The sequence below is a fragment of the Streptomyces sp. NPDC021212 genome (assembly GCF_044332925.1).
Taxonomy (GTDB): Bacteria; Actinomycetota; Actinomycetes; order Streptomycetales; family Streptomycetaceae; genus Streptomyces.
Window position 1 is genome coordinate 1 of the sequence record NZ_JBIRPZ010000014.1, and the last position, 22,769, is coordinate 22,769.

The 22,769-nt window shown below is 68.9% G+C and carries 13 protein-coding genes and 2 pseudogenes; 11 read left to right on the top strand and 4 right to left on the bottom strand.

The annotated features are described in order from the left end of the window. Nucleotides 1-1,018 precede the first annotated feature (1,018 nt). The 4 genes and pseudogenes from ACH4SI_RS32060 to ACH4SI_RS32075 all read left to right on the top strand — a co-directional run bounded on the left by ACH4SI_RS32060 (nt 1,019) and on the right by ACH4SI_RS32075 (nt 2,356). Complete coding sequence (locus tag ACH4SI_RS32060) at nt 1,019-1,351, top strand: hypothetical protein (RefSeq protein ID WP_398301894.1); 333 nt, start codon at nt 1,019-1,021, stop codon at nt 1,349-1,351. Nucleotides 1,352-1,360: 9 nt separating this feature from the next. Further along, nucleotides 1,361-1,519, top strand: a pseudogene (locus ACH4SI_RS32065) (helix-turn-helix domain-containing protein); the annotation flags it as partial. Nucleotides 1,520-1,699: 180 nt separating this feature from the next. Beyond that, nucleotides 1,700-1,879 carry a hypothetical protein gene (locus tag ACH4SI_RS32070; RefSeq protein ID WP_398302305.1) on the top strand — a complete coding sequence of 60 codons (180 nt, stop codon included), beginning with the start codon at nt 1,700-1,702 and terminating at the stop codon, nt 1,877-1,879. A 351-nt stretch (nt 1,880-2,230) separates the two neighbouring features. Further along, complete coding sequence (locus tag ACH4SI_RS32075; RefSeq protein ID WP_398301896.1) at nt 2,231-2,356, top strand: hypothetical protein; 126 nt, start codon at nt 2,231-2,233, stop codon at nt 2,354-2,356. A gap of 501 nt (nt 2,357-2,857) precedes the next feature. Here ACH4SI_RS32075 and ACH4SI_RS32080 read toward each other — a convergent pair. Both ACH4SI_RS32080 and ACH4SI_RS32085 read right to left on the bottom strand, forming a co-directional pair. Then, nucleotides 2,858-3,478 carry a hypothetical protein gene (locus tag ACH4SI_RS32080; RefSeq protein WP_398301898.1) on the bottom strand — a complete coding sequence of 207 codons (621 nt, stop codon included), beginning with the start codon at nt 3,476-3,478 and terminating at the stop codon, nt 2,858-2,860. Beyond that, nucleotides 3,479-5,368: a DnaB-like helicase C-terminal domain-containing protein gene (locus tag ACH4SI_RS32085; protein ID WP_398301899.1), complete on the bottom strand. Its 1,890-nt coding sequence runs from the start codon at nt 5,366-5,368 to the stop codon at nt 3,479-3,481. It abuts the gene before it with no gap. A gap of 2,674 nt (nt 5,369-8,042) precedes the next feature. On the opposite strand from ACH4SI_RS32085, the gene ACH4SI_RS32090 reads away from it, so the two are divergent. Genes ACH4SI_RS32090 through ACH4SI_RS32105 form a run of 4 tightly spaced genes read left to right on the top strand, consistent with a single transcriptional unit; the run spans nt 8,043 to nt 13,612 of the window. Beyond that, nucleotides 8,043-8,576, top strand: coding sequence for a hypothetical protein (locus ACH4SI_RS32090; RefSeq protein WP_398301901.1), 534 nt, complete (start codon nt 8,043-8,045; stop codon nt 8,574-8,576). After that, on the top strand, nt 8,573-10,639 hold the full coding sequence (locus tag ACH4SI_RS32095; protein WP_398301903.1) for a DEAD/DEAH box helicase family protein: 2,067 nt from the start codon (nt 8,573-8,575) through the stop codon (nt 10,637-10,639). Before ACH4SI_RS32090 ends, ACH4SI_RS32095 begins: the two co-directional genes overlap by 4 nt. After that, nucleotides 10,629-13,349 (top strand): TerD family protein, encoded by a 2,721-nt coding sequence (locus ACH4SI_RS32100; RefSeq protein WP_398301905.1) that lies wholly within the window; start codon nt 10,629-10,631, stop codon nt 13,347-13,349. The genes ACH4SI_RS32095 and ACH4SI_RS32100 overlap by 11 nt, the downstream gene beginning before the upstream one ends. A 50-nt stretch (nt 13,350-13,399) precedes the next feature. Then, a complete protein-coding gene (locus tag ACH4SI_RS32105) occupies nt 13,400-13,612 on the top strand; it encodes a hypothetical protein (protein ID WP_398301907.1) in 213 nt (70 codons plus the stop codon). Between the two features lie 103 nt (nt 13,613-13,715). Here the strand turns inward: ACH4SI_RS32105 and ACH4SI_RS32110 are convergent, their stop codons facing one another. Both ACH4SI_RS32110 and ACH4SI_RS32115 read right to left on the bottom strand, forming a co-directional pair. Continuing rightward, a complete protein-coding gene (locus tag ACH4SI_RS32110) occupies nt 13,716-15,950 on the bottom strand; it encodes a hypothetical protein (protein WP_398301909.1) in 2,235 nt (744 codons plus the stop codon). Nucleotides 15,951-16,809: 859 nt separating this feature from the next. After that, nucleotides 16,810-17,040 (bottom strand): hypothetical protein, encoded by a 231-nt coding sequence (locus ACH4SI_RS32115; protein ID WP_398302307.1) that lies wholly within the window; start codon nt 17,038-17,040, stop codon nt 16,810-16,812. Here ACH4SI_RS32115 and ACH4SI_RS32120 point away from each other — a divergent pair. The 3 genes and pseudogenes from ACH4SI_RS32120 to ACH4SI_RS32130 all read left to right on the top strand — a co-directional run. Then, nucleotides 16,975-17,427 (top strand): annotated as a pseudogene (locus ACH4SI_RS32120) (AAA family ATPase); the annotation flags it as partial. The gene ACH4SI_RS32115 and the pseudogene ACH4SI_RS32120 overlap by 66 nt on opposite strands. A 130-nt stretch (nt 17,428-17,557) precedes the next feature. Continuing rightward, on the top strand, nt 17,558-21,529 hold the full coding sequence (locus tag ACH4SI_RS32125) for a hypothetical protein (RefSeq protein WP_398302309.1): 3,972 nt from the start codon (nt 17,558-17,560) through the stop codon (nt 21,527-21,529). Continuing rightward, a complete protein-coding gene (locus ACH4SI_RS32130) occupies nt 21,526-22,713 on the top strand; it encodes a hypothetical protein (protein WP_398301911.1) in 1,188 nt (395 codons plus the stop codon). Before ACH4SI_RS32125 ends, ACH4SI_RS32130 begins: the two co-directional genes overlap by 4 nt. Nucleotides 22,714-22,769 lie beyond the last annotated feature (56 nt).

The following is a 22,769-nucleotide window of genomic DNA, read 5'->3' on the forward strand; positions in this document are numbered from 1 at the left end:
CGCGCCGTCTCCTCCGGAGACATGACGCGCCGTCACTACGTGACGGAGCGTTGCACCGCCGCTCCGCGACGGTTTGTAACGCCGCTCCGCGACGTTACAGGGCTGGCTAAAGGCGAACAAGGGGCGGCCCCGCCCTCGCTGGCCGTTACATAATTATAGAGTAGCAGCATCGCTTCGGCTTTGGTGCTCTGCTGCGTGTCTGAGCTGCGGTTTTATCTCTTGGGGCGATCGACGGCTGGTGACGAGATGGAGCCTGACTTGCGTTGAAACGCCCTCCGGGCGCCTCTCCTGCATCTGATGTGTACCCATTATGTAACGCTCTCGGGGTCGTCCATAATTATGTAACGGCTACTCTTCGTGTTGGAGATGTGGTCTGGACCTCTTGTTGAAACACTCGGTGCCTGAAAGGGGTGAAAAAACCTCCCGGGGAGATTCTGTAACTCGCCAAGATAGCAGCGCACATTTCTGGTGTATTCACTCACGTTACATTATCTGTGTTTGGGCGAGGTGCTGGGTATTCTGTTACCGATTCTCTCCGGAGAGTGCTGTCCAAAGGGTGAATCATTATGTCGCGAAGCAGGATATCAGGACCTGATTTGGGGCGCGTTTTTCTTGTGCTCGGGTTTCTTTTGTCGGTTCTCGAGAGGTGTGTGTGGGAGCTGGTGGGGCCTTTGTGTCTTCCGCCGGTTTCATCGCCGTGATACCGCCCAACAGTGCTTTCGAGCAGGCTGGCAGTCGGCATGAGACGGAACCGTCTTCGCCATCGTCATCAGCCCCCGCACCTGACCGCGCTCGCTTCCCGGAGGCGCTGCCCGGCCCGCGTCGACGACTTCGTCGCGGGCCCACGAGCGGCTAAAAGGGGTGTGAGGCGCGGCGGGGCCGTGCGTGGAAGGCTGTGTGCTGCGCGGCTCGCTGATCGGCAGGGTCCAACTGCCTCTCGGCCACGCGTCCTTGCGACCAGTTCCCCGGATCCCGGCACTTCACCGGCGGTCCCTGCCATGACGGAGTCCTGCGCACCATGAGCGACCCATTCGCCTCCCGCCCAGCCCCACCGGGCCCGGCTCCGGCTGGACCGGCTTTGCCCTGCTCCTGCACCCACGGCGCCGTCGGCACGGCGGAGAGCGCCGGATCGGCCCCGGGCCGGTTCGGTCCCACGCACGCGCTGATCTTGCTGTTGTGCGTCCTGGTGCTGGGCAGCGGCCTGTTCCTCGCGGGCACCCCGCTGGACACCGTCTTCACGCTGCTGGGCGGCCTGGGCGCGATCGGCGCGGCCACCCTGGCCGCGGCTGGCGGCGGCCGCCGCCTGGTCGCCGTCCTCGCCGAGGCCGCCGTACGCGGCGCGGGCAAGTAGGCGGCCCTCGTGACCCGTTCCGCCGCCGGCGGCGCCGAGCGCCCTTTCGCCCACCTCGCTGAGCACCTGATCGCCCTGCGGCGCAGCGCGCGGCTGCCCCAGCGCGTCCTGGCCCAGGCCGCCAGTGTCTCCCGCGGCGCTGTCCAGCGCGCCGAGTCCGGCACCGTGGCCCCCTCACTGGCCGTCCTCGATGCCTACGTACGCGCCTGCGGAGGCCGTCAGGACGACCTCCAGCCGGGCCCGGCGCCTGCGTGCCCGCGGCCGCACCGCCCAGCGGGACCGGCTCCGTCACCTCGACGCCCCCGCCCCCGCCCCCGCCCCCGCCCTCATCCACACTGCGGACGACCTTTGGCCGCTGCCTATGAGCGGGCTGGCGCACCCTCGCTGAGCGACGCCCGCCTCACTCCCGGACGCACGCCCCTGCCGCGCACCACCGCCTGGCGGATCGTCAAGCGCCGAAGCCTGCCGCCCACCGCCGAGCAGCTGGTGACGTTCTTGGCCGCCTGCGGCGTCAGCTCGCCCGAGTAGCGTCCCTATATCGCGGCCTACCAGCGCATCAGCGCCGGCCTCGACGCACGCCCCGCGCCCCCGCACGCACAGCGCACGACCCGCCGCGTCCATCCGGTAGCCCTGGCCCGCGGCGGAGCGGATACGGACACCGCACTGGACGCCGACCTCAATGCCCTCGCTGCCGCCCTCGACCAGACCCGCGTTCGGTTCGATTCCACCAGACTGGCCGCAGGCCTCGAGGGCATCGGCGCCACCCTCGACCAGGCCTGCGTTCGCTTCGATTCCGCCAAACTGGCCGCAGGCCTCGTGGCCATCAGCGCCGCCCTATCCCGATCAGTCGGCCGGGAGGCACACCGCAACGGAACGTTCGTGCCGGAAGCCCTCCTCGCCGCCGAGACTCCTGAGCTGCTCCTGGTCAACGGCCGCGGCCGCATGGAGGTCCACCAGCTCAAGGACGAAAAGCACCACCTAGATCACCCGCCCCGTCCGCGCTGATTGCCTCCACTCCCCCGCCGCCCCCGGTGCCGGCACCGGCATCGGCTGGCACCGTCTGCCTCGCCGCCCCCGGCTGACCCCGGCGGCCCGGGCACCAAGCCCCCGCGACCGTGTGCGCCGGCCACCACGGTCGGCGCAACTGGAGGAAACGGGCAGCACGGCGCTACCGCCGACAGGCGACGGGCGGGCGTACACCCGGCCGACCACCATGAAGACGGACACCCGGCTCCCATTCCGGGCCCCGTTCACCGGGCACGGGGCCCGGGGCTGCGGGGAGCGTCAGGGCGAAACGGCCTCGGCTGGCGGTTGGCATGAGAATGATCTTTCGTCACTCATGTCAGCAACGGGTAAGTGCCACGTCAGTGTCAACGGCCAGATCGACGTGTCTGCGCCATTGACGCTCAGACGACGCGTTCAACTGGTACTCCCCCGCAGACCGTCAGTCTTACGGGGCGCCCGACCGCGGCTTTGGGCCGGTCAGCCCGGCTGCGGGCGGTCTTGTCAGGCACCGATGCCGATGTAGGAGATGTAGGTGTAGGCGCCCCAGTCGGAGTCGAGTTCGGCGATGATGTCGTCCCAGAGGTCTTCCAGGGTGTCCAGGTCGCTGGCGACGAGGGCGTCGACGGCGTCGTCCCAGATGTAGCGGACCTGCCGGTGTTGGATCCTCAGGTTGTCGCGGCGGCGTGGCTCGTCGACGGTGGTCTGGTTGACAGGGTGGATCTCGATGCGGGTGCCGCGGCCGTTGCGGTTGAGGTGTTGCTTGAGGGCGCCGGGGTTAGTGAGCACGTTGTGGGCTCGTAGGTTCCAGTAGGCGGTGTCGATCGCTTCGAGGTTGGCTGGGCGCGGGCGCTGGGTACCGCGGGTCCAGGCGCGGATCGTGGCGGGGGTGGCGTGGATGCCGGCGTCGGCCAGGGCCTGGGGGCCGCCTTTGGTGGTGGTGAGGTAGCGCATGCGGGCTTTCAGGCCGCGGCGAGTGTCGACTGGGGATTTGATTCCGCCGTCAATGATCATGCGTTCGAGGGCGTCCTCGAGGGCGCGGGCGAGGGCGATTTTGCCGTGGACGTTTCCGGGTTCGCGGTCTGCGCCGTAGGTGCCGAAGTTCTTCCATCCGTCGGTCGACATCTATCGGGCGCTCTTCCTCGGCAGGGGGTACTGGTCTTTTTGTTTCATCTGGGTGGGGAGGCGGCCTTCGGTGAATACCGTGCGCCAGTCTCCGGCGACGTGGAGTTCGTCGGTGCCGCGGACGCGGACGACGGTCAGGCCGTTGCTGTGGGCACGGTGGGCTTTATACCAGAGGTTCGCGAATGCCTGAGAGCGAATGATGTGCATCCAGTCGGGTCGGCGGATGTCGCGGTTGACGCTTGATTCTCCGATGGTGGACGTGAATTTTGAATACATGGCTTTGATGTATTCGATGGTCACTGTGTCGTCGGTTGTGATGGCGTTCGCGCGGGCCTCGGTCAGGACGCGGCGGAATTTCTCCAGTAGACCTTCGCTGGCGCCGGAGGTCCAGCGCTCGGTGATGTGCGGGGCCTCGCACAGGCCGAGGCGGGCGCAGCGGATCAGCAGGCGGATGGTGGCGTCGTCGAGGAGGATGGGGCCGTCTTCCCGGCGGTTGCCGATCGGGTCGGGCAGGTGGGGGTGGTGCCAGGTGGGGCGGGCGGGGAGGCGGTAGATGCCGGAGCGCTTGGGGTCGAAGCCGCCATGGGGTTCGTGGATCAGGGCGCCGATGGGCAGGTGGGTCTTGAAGGCGGACAGGAAGCTGGCGTTGGTGTCGAGGGCGTTGACGGTGATCGGGGGGTGGGTGCCGTTCTGGAGAGCTTCCATCAGGTGGGTGTTGGTCCAGTTGTGGCGGCCTTCCCAGATTTCGTCGGCGCCGTCTTTGGTTTTCTTGCAGAGGAATTCGAGGGCTTCCGGGTATACGGTGTGCTCGTAATTTCCGCCGACGCGCGTTGCCTCGAACAAGGCCATTGCGTTCGGTACGGCCTTTTTCACCAGGGCTTCGGTTGCGGCAGTGATGTCACCGTCGCAGTCGTGGAGGGCTTCGTCGACGGCGCGGGTGATCATGCCGGTGAAGTAGCTGTAGTCCCGGCTTGCGTATCCGCCTTCGGGCGGGGGTGGGGCGGTGCGGCGTGGCGCTGGTCCGGGGGTGGCGGCGGTGTGGGTCGGGGCGGGCTCGTTGGGTGCGGGGTCCGGGAGAGGGCTGGTGGGGGCTTGGAGGGGCGGCTGAGGGGTTTGTGCGGGGGTGTGCGGGCTCGCGGTCGGGGGCAAGGGTGGCGCTTGTTGCGACGCTGGGGTGGCGGGGAGGTTGCCGGAGTTGGTGTAGGGGTCGGTGATGCGGGCGTGGGCGAGGTCGGCGTGGAGGGTGAGGGTGGTCTGCGGGCCGAGGTCGCGTTCGGTGATGGTGGCGTGGATCTGGTCGGCGTCGCGGGTCAGGGTGATGGTGATGTCGAGGCTGAGTGCGGCGATCAGGTGGGGGTCGTCGGTGTCGACGGCGGCGAGGACGGGGAGCTGGTGGGTGCGGGCTAGGTGGGCGAGGGCTTGGGCGGCGTCGGTGATCTGGGACGGGCCGGACAGTGACAGTCGGGGGTCCTCGGTGGTCTGCAGGCGGTCGACCACGACCAGAGCCAGGCCGGGCAGGTCCGGGACACTTTCGGCGATCGCGTCGGTGGTGAGGTCGGTGCCGTCGTCGATGTACAGCGGGGCTGAGGCCAGGTGGTGGTGGAAGGCTTGGGTGTCGTCTTGCTCGGTGGGGGTGAGGCGGCCGGCCCGTAGGCGGCGGTAGTCGACTGGCAGGTGCGCGGCGACGATTCGTGCGGCGATGTCGGCGCGGGTGAGTCCGGAGGCGGCGTACAGGACGGGTTGGTGCTGTTCGAGGGCGCTGGTGCGTGCGGCGGCGGTGGCGATCAGGCTGGATCCGGCGCCTGGGGCGGCAGCGACGAGATAGAAGCGGCCGGGCTGGAGGCCGCCGAGGGCGTCGTCCAGGGTGCGGATGCCGGTCGGCAGGCCCATCAGGGGTGTGGGTGTGATGGTTTCACCGGTGGGGGTGGTTGCGGGGAGGACGGTGTCGAGGGCTTGGGCGAGTGCGGCCAGGCGTCGCGGGGTGCGCGGCGCAGTGGTGGCTGGTGGGTCACTGGCCGGGATGGTGGTCTCGTGGCCGGTACCGGTCGTCGCGGGAGTGGGGGTCGGCGGGCTCGGCTCGGGCGGGGTCGAGGGGGGTGCTGGGAGCGCAGTCGGCGGTGTGACCGGGTGTTGGAGAGTTGGAGTGCTGGGTGTGGGGGTGGCGGGGGGTGGAGCGGTAGCAGTTGGCGAGTCGGTGGGGGTGGTCGGTGTGACTGGGATGGTGCCGGGTGAGGCGGGGGGCGTGGTGGCAGGTGCAGGCGTGTCTTGGGCTGCCGGCGCCGGTTCTGGCTGTGGTTTTGAGGGCGTGGTGGGTGCAGTGGCCGCTTCGGCAGGGATAGTTGTCGGCGCGGGTGCGACTTCGGCTGCTGCGGTGATGGGAAGGGCGTTCTGGGCTGCTTGCTGGCCGTCGGGGGATGTGGTGGAGTCCGGGGCTGCTGTTGCAGCCGGGGCTGCTGTGTCGGGTGCGGGCTCGGCTTGAGGTGTGGGCGGGGTGGGGGTGCCGTCCGCGGCTGCGGGGAGGAGTACGGCGACGGGGGTCTTGTGGCGGCACAGCACTGGGGGGTGGCCCTCGGCGGCGTACTGGATCAGATCGCCGATCTTTTTGCGGGCGTCCGCGAAGCTGTGGGGTGTGGCTTGGGTGAGGTCCCAGCCCAGTTCGGTTGCGTGGGCGGGAGTGGTGAGCAGTGCGTGGTGCGGGCCGCGGGTCAGGGGTGTGGGTTGCCCTTCGATGGCGGCGTCGATCATCTGTCGGAGTTTGCTGCGGGCCTCGTGCAGCGTCGCCGGGCCGGTGCGTGCCAGGGTGTGTGGCGTTCCCGTGTCAGGGGCGGTGGAGGCTTTTCTCGGCTCGGTCAACGAACTGTCGGCTGTCCCAGGTTCGCTGTCCTCGCTGTGTGAGCGGTCGGCGTCGTCGGAGGCTGTCTTGGCCGCTGCCGACGGGATGAGGGGCTTCGGGAAGCGCAGGGGCCAGGTGCCTGCCCAGCGTGGAGCCGGATCGGTCGGCTCCGTCGGGGCTGCTGGCGCGGCGTCGTTGGCGGGGTTGTCCGGCACGGCAGCGCTGGGATCCGCCTCACCGGCGGTGTGGGATGAACGCGAGGAGGACACCCGAGGACTCCAAGAGCAGAAGCGGAAAGCGGTTGTAGGGGAGGTCGAGCGGTCGGCCCGGCACGCGAGGGCGACCGCACACCAAAAATGTAACGCCTACTGTCTAGTTTAGCTGACGGTACATAATTTGGGCCGGAATTTTGTAACGCTGAGGCTGGAGTCGCGGGTGATCACGGTCCACAGCCCCTGCCTTGGAGGACGGACAGCGATGGGCGGAGGACGACAGGCAGCCAGCTCGGGCCCGTCAGGCTCGATCGGCAGCCCCCCTCTTGAGGGATGGGATGCGCTCTGCCACGGCCTTCAGTGTCGGTCGTCTGCTCGAGCGCGATGAAGGAGGGCTGGCCGGTCCGCAGGCGCAGCCGCGTCAGTTCCTGGCCCAGGGAGCTGAGGTGCGGAATTGCCGGGTCCGTAGGTCGCAGCCGGCCAGGGGCGGGCGGGCCTTCTCGATCGAGGCCGACTTCCACAGGCTCTGGGCTGTCGCTACCCGCCTCTGGGTGGCGTGGCTGTCGGGGTCACCGGCAGCGCGGGCATAGGCGAGGACGATCGCGAGTGGAGGCAGGTGGGTGCCACGGGCGGCCTGGCTGAGGGTGGAGGCCCCGCGGTACCCCGGCGTGTTCGTGGGGCCGGTGTGCTCGGACAGGGTGGCGTAGGTGGCGTGGGCCTCGTCCTTGAGCTGGCGCAGGTAGAGGGCCAGGGGCTCGCAGTCGGGGGCGGGCGCTGGCGTCGACGGGCCTGGTGGGGGCGGCCCATCGTCACCGGCTTCGGCGGCGGGAGGGCCTGCTGGGGTCGCTGGGGCGGCGGTCGGTGATCAGGTCGGCCACGGCGATGACCACGGCCTCGGGGATGCCCAGCCGACTCGGCTGGGTGCGGGCGGGGAGGTGGGTGGGTGGCGCAGGACGAAGACGGCTCGGGGCTGGCGGCGGGCAGGGGCAGGGCGGACATGAGCAACTCCAGGTACGTAGGTATACGGCATCCGACTCCGCTGTCATGGGGTGGGATTGGTCGGGGTCGTGCCCCGCCGTCGAGACCTCATGGTGCCCGTACTGGCGCCCTCGCGGCCAGTCGGGTCGGTGTCGACGTGTTCACCGGCGAGATATGCGGGTTCACTTTCCGTCCCTGCTCAGAGCGCCTGAAAAAGTGAGTCAGTCCGAAATCGTTCAGGGCGTACAGCATCTGGGAGGCAGCTCGCGGAGGCCGCTTTCATCGTGCTGTGTGCGCTGCCGGACGGCGATGTGTGGGCCGGAGTCCACCGGGGTTGGGTGACGGGGAGTGGAGCACATATCCGCTTACGGGGTGAAGAGGGCATGTGTGGCTGCGACAATGGGGTACTGCAGGGAGCGGGTGGGGGTACTTCGCTGTATACGAGGGTGCAGGCCCCTACGTGTGAAGGGGGAACGTGGGGGCGTGGTTTGAGTGCATGGCGGCTATCCCTGGCCTTGCCTTTGCCGGGAGCCCGGGTGTCGTGCGTGAAGCCGTTCCGGGTGCAGGAGTCCGTCCGGACGAGTCGTTCGGCTCGCCGATGTGGCCGACCGCCGAGGGTAATACATCTGCGACGCCGGCCAGCCGGCATGTGCCGTTCGACGCGCGCGGCGCTGAACTGATCACCCGTGTTTGGGAGGCACTGGAGCTTCCGGGCTCGGCCATGGACTACCACTTCGTTCTGCAGGGCGCGGTCGATCGGCTGTGGAGTACACGTCGTGCGGAACCTGGGGCCCTCGCCGCGCTTGAGGTGTTTGCCCTGCTGGACTTGGAGTTGATGGAAGCAGCCCCGCACGCGGTGTCCTTCGACACCGCGGGTGCTCCGGCGACGTTTGTACGGGTGTCCTCGGTGCCACGGTTGATTGGTCTGCTGGAACGCGAGGGCGCCTTCACTGAAGCACTTGAGCTGGCGCGGCGGCTGGCCCGTTTCGGGCAGGGCGAAGACGTCGCAGCCCGGCTGACAGAGAAAGCCGAGGCGCTGGTTGCCGAGGCCACTGCACAGGGTGGATCGTCATGAGCGCGGAGTTAGAGCGACTGATCCCAGCTGCCTCCTACTTGGAGGAGTCGTTCTTGCGGTGGGTGCTCACGCCGGCCGTGGATGCGTCGATCATTGCGCGGGTGCACAGCCAGCACCCGGTCACCGTCAACGAGCGCACGTACCGGCTGGATTACCTGATCGCGGGTGAGGCGCTGCAGTTGGCCGTCGAGCTGGACGGGTTCGCCTTTCACAGTGACCGGGCCGCGTTCACCTACGACCGGCTGCGGCAGAACGATCTGGCCGCAACCGGCCTGACGGTGCTGCGGTTCTCCTACGACGCGGTGCGGGGGGACACTGCACGCTGTGTGGCCCAGCTGCAGGCGCTTCTTCGGCGGGACCCGCTGTTGGCACCGCTGGTGACTGCCGCGCCGCGCGTCGAGGTCCCGGACATGGCTGGCGATCCGATGCGGGCGGCCGATCCGCCCCGCTGCGCCGAGCCGCCGTCGGACGGGGCGTACTTCGCCGGTGCGCGCACCCGGGTGGACCGGGCGCCGTTGCGGTCGTGTCAGGACGAGGCGTTGGCCGCGCTCGCGAACTACTACGCCTCCGGTGGTCAGCACGCGGCAACGGTGATGGCGGTCGGGGCCGGCAAGACGGCCCTGGGGGTGGCAGCCGCGTTGTCGTTCAGCCGACGGCGGGCGCTGGTGGTGGCGCCAGGCTCGGTCATCCGCGGCACCTTCGCCAAGGCTCTCGATCCGGGGGTGCCGGGCAACGTGCTGTACGGGCTGGCGGGCGGGCCGCTGCTGCCCGGCGTCCGCCCGCCGGCCACGCTCGTCCTGGACGCGGACGACGGGCAAATCAACCAGGTCAGCCGTGAGCGGCTGCTGGCCGCGGACCTCCTGGTCACCAACTTCCATGCGCTGGGCACCGGCGACGGCGACGGGGACCTGCTGGCCAAGCTGGGACCGGACGATGTCGACTTCATCGTCGTCGACGAGGCGCACATCGCGGCCAGCGCCTCGTATCAGCGGCTGTTCGCGCACTTCCAGGGTGCGCGCACGCTGCTGATGTCGGCGTGCTTCCAGCGTTTGGACGGCAAGCCGATCGACGCCGATGTCGTCTACCGCTACCGGCTGGTGGACTCCGTCGCGGACGGCTCGGCGAAGAACCTGCGGGTGCATCGGTTCGCCCCTGAGGTGGCGTCGACGGTGTATGAGGCGGTGTGGCCGGACGGGCGTCGCGAGCAGATCGTGGGCCGTGATGCTTTGTTGGCTGCGCTGGGCGATGAGCGGAAGATGGCCCGCATCACCGCGCAGTCCGAGGCGCCGATCCGGCAGGTGATGGCGGTGACGCGGGCGTGTCTGGATGCGCAGGCCAAGCTGCTGGCGCCCGTCAAGCCCCGGGTGTTGTTCGCAGCGATGGGGCAGGCGCATGCTGAGCAGATCGCGCGGATCGCCGTGGCGCACGGGATCCCCTGCGCCACGCTGCACCACAGCATGCCTGCCTCCACGATCGCCTCCACACGGCGACGGTTTGAGTCCGACGCTGGGGACCTGCAGGGCATCGTGCAGCTGCGGATGCTCGGCCAGGGCTACGACTTCCCTCCGATCACTGTCATCGTGCCCATCCGCCCTTATGGCAGCTTCGGCGAGTTCTACCAGTTCGTCGGCCGCGGTGTTCGCGTCCTGCGCCAAACTGCAGTGGCCGCCGACCAGCAGTACCTGGACGTGGTCTGTCATGCCGAGCTCGGCCTGGAGGAGCATCTGGAGGCCATGTGCTCGGACAACGATATGGACCCCGCTGTGCTCCTGGACGTCCCGTTGATCGACCACACTTCCCTGGAGGGGATTCTCCCCGGCGCGGACGGCACCACGGAGGGGGCCGGTGGGGGGCCGGGAGGGGTGGACGCGTTCGTGCTGTACGAGCGGGGACACGTCGAGCAGCGCATGATCCACAAATTGGACCGTGTGGAGGCCCGAAGGGACGAGCGGGAGATGCAGCTGATGGCCCAGCGCTACGCCGTCTATGCGCAGGGCACCGCGGCCCCGGTGCCTTTTGAGCAGTTCGTCGAGTACATGCGGAGGCTGACTGGTGGCCAGTAACCCATCGCGCTGGTGGCAGCCGGCACTGGAAAGCAGCCCCGAGACAGCACTCGCCCTGGAGCGGGCGGCCGGGCAGAAGCAACGGTTTGCCGACATCGATGCGCTGGCGGCCAGACTGCTGGCCACAGGGCTCACCGGACGGCCGATTGCCACCATCGTCCCCGGCCGGGGGCGTCACACGCCGGACACCGGCAAGGTGACGGCCCTCACCCGAGAAGAGAAAATCTTCTGCGCCAGCGTCTTCGGGGTCCAGGAGCAGCAGCGACGCGGTGCGTGGTACCTGCCGGAGAAACTCTCGGTGAAGGCGGGGGCAGTCAACCTGCCGTATCTGCTGCGTGAACGTCCCGCCCACGCTCTGACGCTGGCCGCCGATGACACCGCCCGTCTCACCGCGGTGGAAGGCTGGGACACGGTGCTGCTGTGGGCGCTGCTGGTGCCATTGTTCGAGACCCTGCTACAGCCGGTCCGGCTCCGGGCAGCAGGAGAGATCTTCCCTCGCACAGAGCAGCAGCGGTTCTGGACAGCGATCGAGGAGCGTTACCGGCTACTGGGCATCGACGACGGTGCGCTGGAGGCCTTCTGCTTCGGCGGCGGCTGGCACCAGCTGGACCGTACGGGACAGCAGCAGGCCCGCCAGGATTTGCTGGACACTCTTGCCGCTACCGATCTCACGCAGCTTGTCGCACGGCACCGCATCCAGCGCCTGCGAGGGCTGATGGCTGGTTTCGCCAAGAAGGCCAGAGCCGGTACGGCCCTGGCACGCCGGGTGCTCACCAAAGAGTTGCAACCGGTCGTCTCCGCCTACTTCGGGGGCGACTGGCTGGCCGTGCTGGACTACCTGCAGACTTCCCCTCACCCGGATGAGGAAATCATCACCGCTCTGCCCGAGCCGCGTCTGTACGTCGGCATGGCTGCCCAGACCGCCGGCATGGCCGCCGAGGCGGGCGTCGCGGAAGACGAGGTCCAGGCGATGCTCGCGGCCTTCCTCGGCGGCGGCAGTTCCATATCCCCTGTGCAGGAGCGGGCTGCGGCCCTGCGCGACTGGTGGGCAGGCTTCGACCACGCGCATGCCGTCCAGTCACAGGGAATGCCGTCCTTGTGGGGCCTGGTCGATCAGGACCTGATGAGCCTGTCCCGAACCGAGCAGGGTTACACCCCCCAGTTGTACCGGCAGCGTCTGCCCTGCGATGCTCTCGAGCTGGTGGGACGGCTGTGGGAGACGGTGACGCTCCAACAACATTCCGGCAGCATCGTCAGCAACCCGCGACCGCACCAGACCATGGCCGAAGCCTTCGGTCCCGCGGCCGAGTTCTGGCACGGCGTGGGCCTGACGGCCTGGTTCGTGTGCGAAGGGCCCTACTCCCGGACCACCTTGGCCCGTGTCGACCGCTACTACAGCAAACCGCTGGCCGCCCTGCGCGCGGCCGGATGCCCGGTCGACGCCGCCCTCTTCCGCGAGCTGCGAGCCGCTGAACAGCTCCTGGGACCGGAGGAGGAAATCACCGACAGCCAGGACAGTACGGTCCAGACCACATACGGGCAGGTGACGATCACCTCCAGCGTGAACCGCGGCAGCCGCCGGGAGGGCTTCGAGCGGGTGCGGGACCTCATTACACAACACCGTCGTGCCTGGGCCGAGCAGCACCTCAGCACCTACGTGAAGCATCGCTGGCGTTCCGAGCTGGAGGACGTCGCCCGTGGCCACCACCGCTTCGTCGCCGCCAAGGGGCGGCCGCCCATGCTGCCGCAGTTCGCCCGGTTCGCCACTGCAGCAGCCAACCACTGGACGGGCGGCGACCTGGAAGCGCTGTACACAGCCATCGGCGAGCCGGCACCGTCCCAGCAGCAGCGGCCCGCCCGCCTGCTGACCGAAGACGGCTACGACTTCGCTGGGCGGGTGTACCAGGAGCTGGGTGGAAAGCCCATCGACCACGACACCTGGATGAACGGCCCGGAGGAGACCAAACGGCAGTGGCAGCTCGGCCGACTGGCCATCGAGAGCCTGCGCTACCTCCAACTACAGGAGGCACTCGGGCAGCCGCCCACCGTCAAGCAGTTCGGCGCCCAGCGTCTGGCCTGGCCCTGGCCCGGCGAGGAAACTGAAGGTTGGCCCATCCTCCAGCACGTCATCGCCACACTCACCTCCACCCGCCTGCCCCCAACCGGACGCCACTCCCCCACCGCCCCGACCCACAACGAGGAATACGGCGCTCGGCAGACGCTGGCCAAGGGCGCCAACACGGCCGTGGCCACCGAGCCGACGACTGTCCGCATCACCTGCACCGGCGCACCCGTCGATGTCTCCGCTGTACTCCTCGCTTCCAACGGCAAGGTGCGCAACGACCACGACCTCGTCTTCTACAACCACCCTCGCCACGACGGAGTCCGCGTTGCAGGAGACACCGTCACCGCCGATCTGAGCCTCATCCCTGACGACATCACCTCCATCACCGTCATCGTCAGCATCGACCTTGAGGCCCAGCCCACCGCAGTGTTCGACCAGCACACTCAGTGGCAAGCAGACATCACTCAGCCCTCGGGTCCCCAACTCATGTTCACTCCCGTGCCGTTCTCCTCAGGCGAGACCGTCACCATCGCGGTGGAGTTCTACCGCTATGCAAACGGCTGGAAGGCCCGTGCCGTCGGGCAGGGTTACGACACCGGCCTCGCGGGTCTGGCCACCGACTACGGCATCAACGTCGAAGCCTGACGCCTCCCGCATCGCCCCGTGGGCGGGCCTGCAGGAACGCGCGTACGCGCATGGCTGACGATCCCAGCGCCACCGGCACGTGCTCAGTACAGATCCCCGCGCGGATCCATGCAGTGGGGCCGGGCTGGCAGGCGGAGGCGGAGCGCACCGGTGAGTTCTGCGGAGCACCCGGCAGTATCCGCACCCGCGATGACCGGCTCGGAGTATGGCGCAAGGCGGTGTGCGGCACCTGCCACAGCGCCTGGTCGCGTATCGCATCGTGATCGTTCGAGGAGTGGTGCGCGGCTGCGGTTGAGGCCACCGCCGGTGGCGTACCGGGCGGGCGGCTGAGCGGCAGGCAGGGCGGCCGCCCTGCCGTATGACGCTTCACACGAGGCCGATCTGCACCAGTAGGCGGCGGGTATCGGGAGATGTTTCTTCGAGGGTGTGGCCGTGTTCGAGGCTTTTGAAAACCACTGTGCCCTTGGGAGCCCGGTCGGTGTGGAAAGTGGACCAGGTGCGGCAGGTCGGGCAATCGCGGCCGATCAGGAAGGGGCGCAGCAGATGCAGTGCACCATCGGTGTCGCGGAGGTAGAGGCTGCCCTTCTCCAGGTCGTTGCTGGGTGAGGTCATGGTGCGGGTCGGGACGACAGGGTGGTCTCCGGCTAGTTCCCGGTATTCCACGCGGGCGCTGCGGGCGAAGGTGTCCCAGTGGACGTCGGTGATTTCTATCAGGGGCAGGTCGGCCAGGAAGCGGGCTCGTTCGACCAGGCGGGTCAGGTCGGCGAAGGCGACGTCGATGGCGTGGGGCAGGTCGATCGGGTCGACACGCCGCAGGTGGGCTTGGTCGTTGCGACGCTCGCTCAGGGCTTGGCGGGCCTTCTCGGCATCCGCATGTGCCAGCAGTGTCCGGATGTCATTGAGGGGGTGGGCTTCGGGGAGGTTGTTGAGCTGTCGGCTGGTCGCGGCTTCGTTGAGTACGTTGGCCCAGTCACCGAAGCCGGGGCCGCTGCGCCCGCCGGCGAGCTTGTCCCGGATCGCCGTCACCGCCCCCAGGGTGATGTTCTGGGCATGGGTGAGGGCAAGTACGAGCTGGGCGATGTAGCACAGCAGTTGCTCGGCGGTGTCCAGAATCGCGGCGTAGGCAGCCTGGGCGTCACCGGCACTGATACGGGCCTCGGTCTCGCGCCAGCGATAGGCGACGGGGTAGGGGAAGCGAGTGCGGACGCTGTGGCCGAGATCGTCGAGCAGTGAGGCTGCTTCGACTCGCAGCCTCAGTGCGCGGCCGGAGTCGATGACACGGGCGCGGGCGCGGGCTGCGGTCTTCTCCAGGAAGACGGACTCGATCACCGACTCCGCCTCCTGCTCCCACCTTTTGAACTGCCGCTTGGCGGCCGTCATTTCATCCAGGGCCTTGGTCAGCGCCTCATCGGGCTGTGGGACAGGTAGCGCGGACAGCGCTTCCATGGTGGTGGTGGTCAGCCGTGGCCCGGCCAGGGTCAGGGCGAGCGGGGTACGCAGAAACAGGGTGATCAAGCGGGCCTGGGGCCGGGAGAGCGGCTTGATGGGCCTCAAGACCACCACTTGGTCGGACGCCGCGGCGGGGAGGTCGTCTTCACCGACCTCGGCGGTGAAGAAGCCGTGCGCGGGCACCATGGATGGGGCGATCAGGCGGCGGATCACCAGGTCCCCGGCAGCGAGTTGCCGGTCTGCGGGGATGGTCGCCCATAGGGTTTCCTCCGACGGCGGGGCGATCGTGCTGTCCCGGCCGATGTCCCGCGGCCGGACCATGCGCACCCCGCCGGGATCCTTCGATGACGTCAGCTGCCTGTCCTTCTTCAGGGCTGTGTCGCTGAAGGGGGCGAGGTGGAACGTGAAGAGATCACCGAGGGCGTTGACAGCCCCGAAACCGGCCAGGTCCTCGCGGCGTTGGAGGATGTGCGGGTCAAAACTATCGAAGTGCAGGCCCTGTTCCGGGCCCGGCGGCTCCCGCAGCACATAGCCGTACTCGCCCCTGCCGCCCTGACGGGCCAGCAGTCGCTCGAAGTCCTTGACGACAGATGCCTCATCTGGGCGGGGGCGCGGCACCTGGAAGACTTTCAGCACCGGCCTGGTCTGCGCTCGCGCCTGCAGGAAGACAACCGCCGATTCCACACTCGCACGCAGATGCGTCAGTGTGCCCGACATGTAGACAACGAGCAGGGTGTCCCAGTGCTCGGCCACCTTCGTTCGCATCTCGGCCGCCCAGGGTCGGTCCGATGCCCACGCATCTGCGGGAAGCAGCACTGCCATCACGGCGTCGGGTGTCGGTGGGCGGCAGGAGGTCATGACCTCGACGTAGTAGGAGTGGGGGTCGGTTGCACGGCGCCTGGCCGGTTTCGTCCTCCGTTCCCACGTAGGCGCCAAGAACAACGGTCCCTCGGCGAGAAGCTCTCCGGCGCGTACGGCCAGTTGCTCCCACGACGGCTCGCACACGCTCTGCCAGCTCTTCGGTGCGCTGAAGGCCAGCTCACCAGCGATCAGCGAGCTGCTCAGCACAGTCGGCGCACCCAGGGCAAGCCGCTCAAAACCGATGGCAACCAGCTGTTCACTCAGCGACGACAGCCGTGCGGTCTCCACCACGTTCCCCCCCCCATGCCTGACGTGCGCGCTCCTGCGGATGGAAGTTTACGGGGGTGTGTACGCGGCCCTGAGGGCGCTGTCCACGCGCCGCACGAAGCGCCCAGGACCCGGTGACCTATCCCGGAGGGCGTACGTGTCGTGTGCCTTGAGTGGTGGCGTGTCTGTCCCGCCCAGGGCCCGGTAGGGAAGGAGACGAACGTGGCAGCCCACGCTCGGTTTTCCATTTCGTCCCGGTACGTCTTGGAGGTTAAGGTGACCGCGACGCGCACCGTGGGGGGTGCCAAGTGAGCAAGGCACGCTGGAGGTATGCATGGGGCTGCGCCCGACACACCTCGGCTACGCCTACCAGGATCTGCTCACCGCGCTGCGCCTGGTGGATCTGGCGGTGGGACGCGCGAAATCCGTGCTGGTCGACACGAAGATGTTCACTGGGGACCGATTTGACGACATCACGTGCGAGTGGGGCACCGGCAGCCGCGAACGGATGCAAATCAAGCACACGAATCACGACCGCGCGTTGTCGGTGGAGAGTTTTACGAAGGACAACCGGGGCCTGCGTCTGGATCTGCTTTTCTCCTCCATGGCCCACGGCCTCGCCTCGCTTCCTGGTACCTCGCACCGTCTCGTGGTGCGTGACACGGAGCCGGTGGATCCCGATCTGACCCGGGTGCTGCGGCCGGTCAACGCGAGCACCGACCCGGGGCCTGCGGTGCACAGCCTGAGCAGTAAGCGGTTCCGGTTCGACGCCACTGCGCTGCGGGCACATGCTCCGTGGAAGGAGATGCTCGCCGGGACAAGCGACGACCTGCTCAACCGCGCTTGCGTCTCCCTGGTCGTCGACACGAGTCTTCCGGCGTGTTCACTCAACATCCGCGAGCCCGGACCGGCCGAAGCGGCCTTGCTGCGCCGTATCACCGAAGAACTTGGTGCCGGGCGGCCGCCGAACCGGCACCGCACGCCCGAGGAGGTGGCGCTGGCCCTGATCGAGACCGCGAAAGCGGCGCGCAGTCGGGCGGGGACTGTGATGGTCGAGGATCTGCTTCCCCGTCTGGGCCTGGAAGTCGACTTCGGGGCGGTCCGTGAGGGGCACCCTGTGGACCGCGCCACCGAGGTGACCCGTCCCACGGTGCTCACGGGCGTGGTCGCGGCTGTGGAGGACGCTGCACAGCAGGGGGGCGTCGTGGTGGTCACCGGCGCTCCCGGCGTCGGTAAGTCGTGGCTGTGCGAGCAGTTTGGGGATGCGCTGCGGGATACTTGGCTGGCGGTGCGGCATCACTGCTGGCTCGGCGCCGCGGACAGCGACCGTGACCAGTGTGTGCTGACCGAGGTCGTGATCGGCAGCCTGCTGAAGCAATTGGGCACGGCTGTCCCGGAGGCGCTGGCGCAGGTCAGGCCCCGCTACGCGGCCACGCCGGAGACGCTCACAGCCGCGGTCACTGCGGCGCGCGCCCTGGCTCCGGACCGGCCGATCGCGCTGATCGTGGACCGGCATCGACCATGTCAGCCGGGTTCTTGGGTACAGCACCGGCAGCGCCTTTCGCGCACAGGCGGACCCGGCCGCCCATCTGGTCGCAGACCTCACCGGGCTCGAACTGCCGCCCGGTGTCGTGCTCGTCCTGGCCAGTCAGCCCGGCCCCCACCTCAAGGCTGTCGACGCCGGTGCCTCCCGCCTCACCGTTCCTCCGCTCAACCGCGTCGAACTGCATGCCCTGGCAAACCGTCTGGGCGTGCTGGCGGCCATGGCCTCGTCGGCTGCCGGCCCGGGTCCCGATCCCACTGCGCGGGCGGAGGCCACTGTCGCCCTGATCGAGGAGCGCTCACGAGGCAACGCCCTGTACGCAACGTATCTGTGCCGGCAGGCGGTTGGCCCGGCCCCGGGCCTTGGAGCGGCGCCCGCGCCGGAGGGCGCCGACGATCCCCTGGAGAGGTTGCGGGCGGTCCCGCCGTCGGCGCACGACCTCGACGACTACTACGCCTACCTGCTGGACGGTCTGGCCCCCGGGCAGCGCTCTGCTGTCAGCATGCTCGCGGTCTGCGACTTCGCCGTGACCGCAGAGGAACTCGAGGAAATCTTCCCGCTGCCCGGGATGCAGCTCGGCGCGGCGCTGACCAGCGTGGCGCCAATCGTCGCTCAGCAGCCGGGTATCGGCGGCCTGAAGATCCACCATGAGAGCTTCAGCCGCTTCATCCGCCGGATCGACGGCGATCACAGGTGGGTCGATCAGGTCCGGTCCCAGGCCGCCGACTGGCTGTCCCAGCGGGGCTTCTTCACCGATCCCCGTGCCTTCCGGCATCTGCCCGAACTGCTTGCGGCTCTGGGCCGCGACGACGAACTCGCTTTGCTGATCGGGCCCGACTTCCTCTCCCGCGCGATTGCCGGGCTGCAGCCGCCGCAGGCCATCGTCCACACGCTGACCGTGGCCTCACAGCGGGCGGCGGCCCGCAACGACTGGCCCACGCTGGTGCGCTGCATCGAACTGAGCCGGGCTCGAGCGGCCTACGAAGACGAGGGCCTGCCGGGTTCACTCGTTCCGTATGCAGATGTGCTGGTGGCGCTGTCAGGAGCCGACCGCGTGGCGGCGAGCCTGATGTATGAGGGCGTGCCCACGATGTCGGCGCGGTGGGGCCTGGAACTGTGTGCGGCGGTCGACCGGGCCGGGCATGCCGCCCCGTGGGAGGCGTATCTGACGGCCTGGGACAAGGCACGCGATGGCGAGCGTGTCCACTACGGTTCCCAGAGCGATGAGTCGGTGTTTTTGGCGGAGTTGCGCGGACGGATCCGGCTGCCGGACCGGACTGCCGACGATCCGGAGCCCGAGCAGGTCCCGTGTACGCTCGCGCAGCGGGTGGCCAGGTTCCTGGACCAGGAAGCTCTGACATCACCCGAGCGTGCACTGGGTGTGCTGCTGGACTGTCTCGGTTTCGTACCGCTGTTGGAAAGTGCCGAGTACGTCGATCGTCCCGACCGACGTGCCGCCCTTCTGCTGCATCTTGCCGATGCCCGCGACAGCGCAGGCGGCACACTGCCGTCGGCACGCATGCTGGCCGCGGCGGCCTGGGCCAGTGGCCGGTGCGACCCGCGGCGTCTGCTCCGCCATGGTCTGGCGGCGGCCGACCTGGCCGAGGAGGTCTTCCCCACAGACATCACCGCCGTTCTTCCCGAGGCAACGCGCGAGGTGCTGACCGAGCGTGCCAGCGGCCTGTCGGAGCCGGTGAGCAGGTGGCTGGCGCTGCTGGCGGTGGCCCATGCAGTCGACCCGCAGGCGCCCGTCCAGCTGCTCCCCCTCCTGGACGGCGACGGTTTCTACCGTGCCTGGCTGCGCTTCACCGTTGCCACCGTCGGCCTGCACCGCGACGTCGAGGCGGGCAGCCTCTCCGCAGAAACCGCGTCCGCCACCGTTCGTGTGGCACTCGAACAACTGGCCCGGCACGCACACGCGTTCACGGGGCGGCCCCGGGCCTGCGATCTTATGGACATCCACCGGCTCGTGCGGCAGGTGCTGCACGACGCTGTCGCCCTGCTGCGTGGAGACGACGTCGCTGTGGGCATCGTCTCCCTGCAAGCCGTCAGCGAAGGCACCACCACCTCTCTCATGGGCATGGCCGGAAGCGGCCCTCTGATCACCACGGAGCTGCTGTCCCTGCTTGCCGGAAGCGTCGGCCAGGCCGGGGCCGACGTCGTGCACGAGCTCATGCGTACGCTGCGCGCGGCGCAAGCCGAGCGCCGTGCGCTGTATGCGGAGGACGCCGACTTCGAGCTCGAGATGGCCCGCGTAAGTCTGGCCTGCGACGACCCGCACGAAGCGCAGCGCTGCTGGGAGCGCGCCGCCCGCTACATGGGTGCCTACGGCGGCCACAAGGACATCACCATCGAGGAACTGCTGGATCCGCTGCCCCAGCTCATGCAGGCCGATCCCGTCCGGGCGCGTGTGCGGCTGGCACGTACGCAGCCCCTTGCTTATCTCGTCGCGGACTGCACCGACGGGCGAGGCACAGCGGGAACACCACAGGAATGGTGGCGTTTGCTGGCACGGCTGGATTCACGGGCTGCCGCACAGCTTGGTGCCCTGGTGCTGCTGACCGAGCCTGGACTGCCCGACGCCCGGGTGGACGCGGCCCACCGGCAACTGCTGGCCACGCAGGCCGACACCGCCGATCCCATCGTCCTGGCCGCGCTCCGCATCGCGGCAGGGCCCGGCGGCCGCAGCATCCACCAGGACATCGCCCTACTCACGAGGCTCGCCAACCTGCCCGAAGAGGACGCGGCACGCACACGGTGCCTGCTGCCAGTACTGGCCAATGCGATCACCTCCACCTACGACGACCAGACGCTGATCGCTGCATCGCAGGGTGCCGGTGAGGAGCCCACCCGTGCGCTGCGCACGGCAGCACAGCGCTGTGGCGGTGAGGGCGGCCCGCCCTGGGCACCCCGCCCCGTGCCCAACGACACCTCCCGTGGCTGGTCGGGCCCCGAGAAGCGCCCCACCACTGGCGCCTATCTGCACGCCCAGCAACGCCCGACGCTGCCTGAAGGTGCCGCCGGCGTACTTGCCGCGGTCCGTGACCTCAGCAGCAAGGCATACGACGCCCCCTTGGGCCCCCGGTGGTCGATGGACGCTCTGGCCAATGCGGTCGGATGGCGGCTGTTGGAGATCATCGGCCGCCAGGGAGCCGATGCAGCCGCCCAACTGCTGCATCGGATCGCCGATGAGATGAACGCCTCCGGTCCCTTGGAGGTACTCGCCGATGTGGCTGCCGGGCTCCGCCTACGCCAGGACATCGACCCCGCCGTCTTCGGTCCACTCGCCGCGACGGCCGGCATGCTCGCCTACACCAAGATCCGGGGCGGCGGTGGATGGCGCTCCTTCGCCGGCAACGACCGGCTGGAGTTGTGGCAGCAGGCGCATACCGCAGATGCCGCCGCCGCAGTCCATCACCTCGCAGATCAAGTAGCTCACGCCGTCGCCAAGGCGTCCTACAGCCGCACCATCGGAGTCAGCCAGGCTCTGGTCTCGGCCTTTGCCGTTCACTCCCCGGATGTCTCCCAGCCGCTGGCTGCCAGCGCGCTCGCCTGCTGGGACGCTGCGTACGAGGTCATCGCCCACCGCTTGCCGGGCCGTGCCCGCCTCGGCCACGGTACCTACCACCCGGTGCCGGAGCAGGCGACCCAGCACGACATCGACACCGCGCTGTGCCAGCTTGCGCTGGCCACGATTGCCCTGCCTGAACGCGGCGACAAGCGCCGCGCTCTGATCGCAGGGACGGTTCTGCTGGCCAGCCGTTCCGGCCAGGCACAGGTGGCTTTCGCGCACGTCCTCTCCTTCGGCCTCGGCGCTGCCCCCCTGACCTGGCTCCTGACCGTCCTGAACAGTCACCTGCCCGACGGCCCCCTGGACACTGCCCTCTTCGCACAGCTCGTGACGCTGTGCGGCAGTGACATGCTGTCCGTCCGTGCGGAAGCCTCCGCCATCCTGGCCCGCGCCGGCCGCCAGCCCCCCTCCCCTGCAGCCACCGCGGCTCATCCGAGACTCGCACACGCCATCGCCGCCGCCCTCTCCCGCACCGAGGACAGCGCATGAACAACCTTCGGGAGTTCGCGACCCACCTCATCGACCACTACCTGGGCGCCCGCATCGAGGCCGCCGGCAGTCCGGCCGGGCTTCGCGAGACCGTCATCGACCTCGTGATCGATGCCCTCCCCGATCACGTCGAGACGCTGATGAGCACACAGCTGGAAATGCTGACCAACGGACACCGCAGCCAGCTTCCCGACGCCTACCTCGCCGACCACGCCGCCGCCGAAGACGCCCTGCAGCACGCTGCCGCCGGCCTGCGTGCCGCACTCGCCCAAGCGGGACACCTCGGCAACGCCCAAATCTTCGAACGCGGCGCGGCCGCGCGACTACGCGACGACCCCAGGGCGGCCCTGCGCGCCGAACTCGCCCGCATTCCCCGCCCCCTGACTCGTCCCGAGGCGCTGGTGTGGTCGCTCGATCCAGCCCCGTGGTTCAGCGACAGCCATCAAGCAGACAAGCCCTGGCCGCCTTCCAGCTCCGCTTCGATCGCAGGTATGCGGTCCCTGCCGGGCGGCGCCATGGCCCTTGCCCGCGGGGACGACGGCCCACACGCGGACTGGGTGCAGATCGGCCTGATCGAGCGGCAGCGCACTCCTGCACGCCGATACCCGGATCAGCCCGCCCGCCAACTGCAGATCGTCGTCGGTCTGGAGGCCCTCAACGAGGATCCGCCGCCCGGCACGCTGCCCGTCTCCCAGGCCCCCTGGCAGCTGTGGACCAGCCCGTGGCGGCGCCTGGGGCTCGGCCTCACGACCGAGTCAGCAGCCGAGCACATCAGCACCACAAACCACGTCCTGACGGCCCTCACTGACGCCGGCAGCACTGGCCTGATCAATGCACCCCGCCCCCGCACCCTAAGCGGCCTCGGCCTGCCCCCCTACATACTCGCACCCGCCGCTAGCGTCGTGGCCACACTCGGCCTTGACCCCACCGAGGGCATCTGCGGATTCAGCCTCAGCGACGCCGTAGGTGAAGCACTGGTCTGCCGCCAGTGGCACGGTCACCTCGTCCACGACGGATACTACGAACCCCTCCTGCCCGCAGTCGCAGGAGCAGATCTGCTCATCCGCCCCGACCTGTTCGCCAGGCTGCACGACACGATCGGCGCCGCCCGCTGCCGAGCCGGCGTCAACGTCCACCACATATCAACAGACGAAGAGGACGACAGCTTCGACGACGAGGGCTGAGGGCACCTCATCGATGCTCCATCAACCCACCCTCACGTTGCGGGCGCGTGCCGCGA

Coding starts and splice junctions, on each gene's coding strand:
- ACH4SI_RS32060 (WP_398301894.1), top strand. CDS start 1,019: ATGAGCGACCCATTCGCCTCCCGCCCAGCCCCACCGGGCCCGGCTCCG.
- ACH4SI_RS32080 (WP_398301898.1), bottom strand. CDS start 3,478: ATGTCGACCGACGGATGGAAGAACTTCGGCACCTACGGCGCAGACCGC.
- ACH4SI_RS32085 (WP_398301899.1), bottom strand. CDS start 5,368: ATGGGCCTGCCGACCGGCATCCGCACCCTGGACGACGCCCTCGGCGGC.
- ACH4SI_RS32095 (WP_398301903.1), top strand. CDS start 8,573: ATGAGCGCGGAGTTAGAGCGACTGATCCCAGCTGCCTCCTACTTGGAG.
- ACH4SI_RS32105 (WP_398301907.1), top strand. CDS start 13,400: ATGGCTGACGATCCCAGCGCCACCGGCACGTGCTCAGTACAGATCCCC.
- ACH4SI_RS32130 (WP_398301911.1), top strand. CDS start 21,526: ATGAACAACCTTCGGGAGTTCGCGACCCACCTCATCGACCACTACCTG.